General features: G+C 63.3%; 3 protein-coding genes. All 3 read left to right on the top strand.

The annotated features are described in order from the left end of the window. Nucleotides 1-227 (top strand): PEP-utilizing enzyme (locus WAW17_RS30655; RefSeq protein WP_422336601.1); only part of this gene is annotated, 227 nt, incomplete at its 5' end. Beyond that, nucleotides 224-1,768 carry an AMP-binding protein gene (locus WAW17_RS30650; RefSeq protein ID WP_422336600.1) on the top strand — a complete coding sequence of 515 codons (1,545 nt, stop codon included), beginning with the start codon at nucleotides 224-226 and terminating at the stop codon, nucleotides 1,766-1,768. The genes WAW17_RS30655 and WAW17_RS30650, both read left to right, overlap by 4 nt. Continuing rightward, nucleotides 1,765-2,388: SDR family NAD(P)-dependent oxidoreductase (locus WAW17_RS30645; RefSeq protein WP_422336599.1), on the top strand; the 624-nt coding region annotated here is incomplete at its 3' end. The genes WAW17_RS30650 and WAW17_RS30645, both read left to right, overlap by 4 nt.

Below are 2,388 nucleotides of genomic sequence, written 5' to 3'. Positions count from 1 at the left end.
CCACCAGCCACGCAGCAGTCGTGAGCCGCGAACTTGGTACCCCATGCGTCGTGGGCTGCGGCAAAGACAATCTTGTGGCACTCGCCGGACGCATCGTCACCGTCGACGGGACCAACGGCGAGGTGCTCGACGGTGAACTCCCGCTCGCCGATATTCACGGCGCCGAACGAGTAGCGGCCGATCAACTGCGCGCGTGGGCCCAATCGGCGTTTCAGGTGGCGCAGTGACCTTCGCCGCACGAATCGCCCGAGAACGGCCAGGGGAGATTGCCGTTCGCGATGCGAGCCGGGCACTCGATTGGCAGCAGGCAGACGACGCGCTTCGGCCGATGGTCAATGCGCTCATCTCCGCCGACCTAGGACCAGACGGCCGAGTAGCCGTACTCGCCGGGAACTCGGTCGATACCCTCTTGGGTTACGTTGCCTGCACCCTGGCAGGAGCGTCGGCCGTCGCGGTGAACTCGCACCTGACGGCCACGGAAACCGCCTACATACTCGGCGATTCCGGTGCTCGGGTCGTGCTCTGCGACAATGGAACAGCGTCTGTCGCCGCCGACGCCGCCCGGATGGCCGGTGTGCCCACAGTCGTCGCCTGGGGTGACGGCCCACTCCCGGACGGGGTGACTGCGTGGTCCGACTGGTGCGTCGATCACGGCGAGCCCCCCACCGACATCACCCCCCGCCGGACGCTCGTCTACACGTCAGGAACCACCGGCCGCCCCAAGGGGGTCGAACTACCACCGACTTCGTGGGTGGGTGGCGCAAATATCGATGACCATGTGGAACGTCTCGCGCAGAACAGGATGATCGCGTTCGGGCGACACCTGGTTGTCGGCCCGATGTATCACTCCGGGCCGCTGACCTCCACCCGTCTATTCGCGGGTGGGGCCCCGATATCCATCCTCGGCAAGTTCGACGCGGACAAGTTGTTGACCATCATCGAACGCGACCGGATCGGGTCGTCGATCATGGTGCCCACCCACTTTCAACGCCTTCTGGCACTCCCGGAGGCCCGGCGTAGTTCTGCGGACATTTCGTCGCTGAAGTACGTATTACAGGTCGGCGCGAAATGCCCGGCGCCGGTGAAGCAATCGATGATCGACTGGTTCGGACCGATCGTGTGGGAAAGTTACGGCGCGAGCGAGGTCGGTACCACGTGCATGATCAGCGCGCCGGAATGGCTCGAGCGGCCAGGATCGGTCGGGCGGGCGGTGCCCCCATTCGAGGCCTACATCAAGGGTGACGGCGGAATACCTGCACCCCCGGACACGGAGGGCGCCCTGTGGTTCCGTGACACCACCGGACACGGAATCAACTACATCTCCGGCACACGTTCGGGAACCGACTTCACTCTCGGGGAAATCGGACGGATGGATGCAGATGGCTATGTCTGGATCACCGATCGACTCTCCGACATGGTTGTGTCGGGGGGCGTCAATATCTACCCGGCCGAGATCGAGCAGGCTCTGATCCGCAACCCTGCGGTGGCCGACGTTGCCTGCATCGGTATCCCTCACGAGGAGATGGGTGAACTTCTCGTTGCCCTGATCGTTCCTGCCGATGCGGAGCACCCACCCACCCGTCAGGACATAGAACAGCACGGCCGTAAATTTTTGGCGGGGTACAAGATTCCCAAGGCCTATTACCTGACGGACAGCTTGCCCCGCACCGCTGTCGGCAAGTTGGACAAACGGGCCATGAGAGAACTGCCCGGCAGCGATTCCACAGACGTGACACCACTCGACGAGGAAGTGAGCACTACCCCATGAGCCTTGACACTCGAGTCGCCGTGGTTACCGGAGCCGGCCGCGGCATCGGAGCCGCTATCGCGCGCAGACTGGCCAAAGACGGATTTCACGTGATCACCGTCGATCTGGATGCGGAGTCGGCCCAACGCGTTGCACAGGAGATCGGCGGGACAGCGGCCACTGTGGACATCACCGACGGTGCGGCCGTAGCCGAGTTCTCGTCGTCCCTGCCACGAGTGGACGCACTGGTCAACAATGCCGGAATCTTCCCGCCCGCTCCTATCGCCACGGTCGACCCCGACCAGTTTCGGAAAGTCATGGACGTAAACGTCGTAGGGGCGTTGATCATGACGCAGGCTCTGATTCCTCAACTGAGCGCCGCACCGAATGCCGCGATCGTCAATATCGCCTCGATTGCAGCGAAAGCTGTCACTCCCGGAACGGCCGCCTATTCGCCGTCCAAAGCCGCAGTGGTTTCACTCACGAAGCTGTGCGCAGTCGAACTTGCAGAACATGGTATTCGGGTCAATGCGGTGGCGCCCGGTGGCGTTCTCACAGAAGGAACATCCTCCGTATCCAAGGATCAAGAGCGGGAGTCTCGTTTCAATGCCCTCGTTCCGGCTGGACGGCGCGCCCTGCCC

This window comes from Rhodococcus sp. (in: high G+C Gram-positive bacteria) (genome assembly GCF_049286785.1).
Lineage (GTDB): Bacteria > Actinomycetota > Actinomycetes > Mycobacteriales > Mycobacteriaceae > Rhodococcus_F.
The sequence above is the reverse complement of the archived record's forward strand: the minus strand, read 5'-3'. Positions and strand labels throughout refer to the sequence as shown.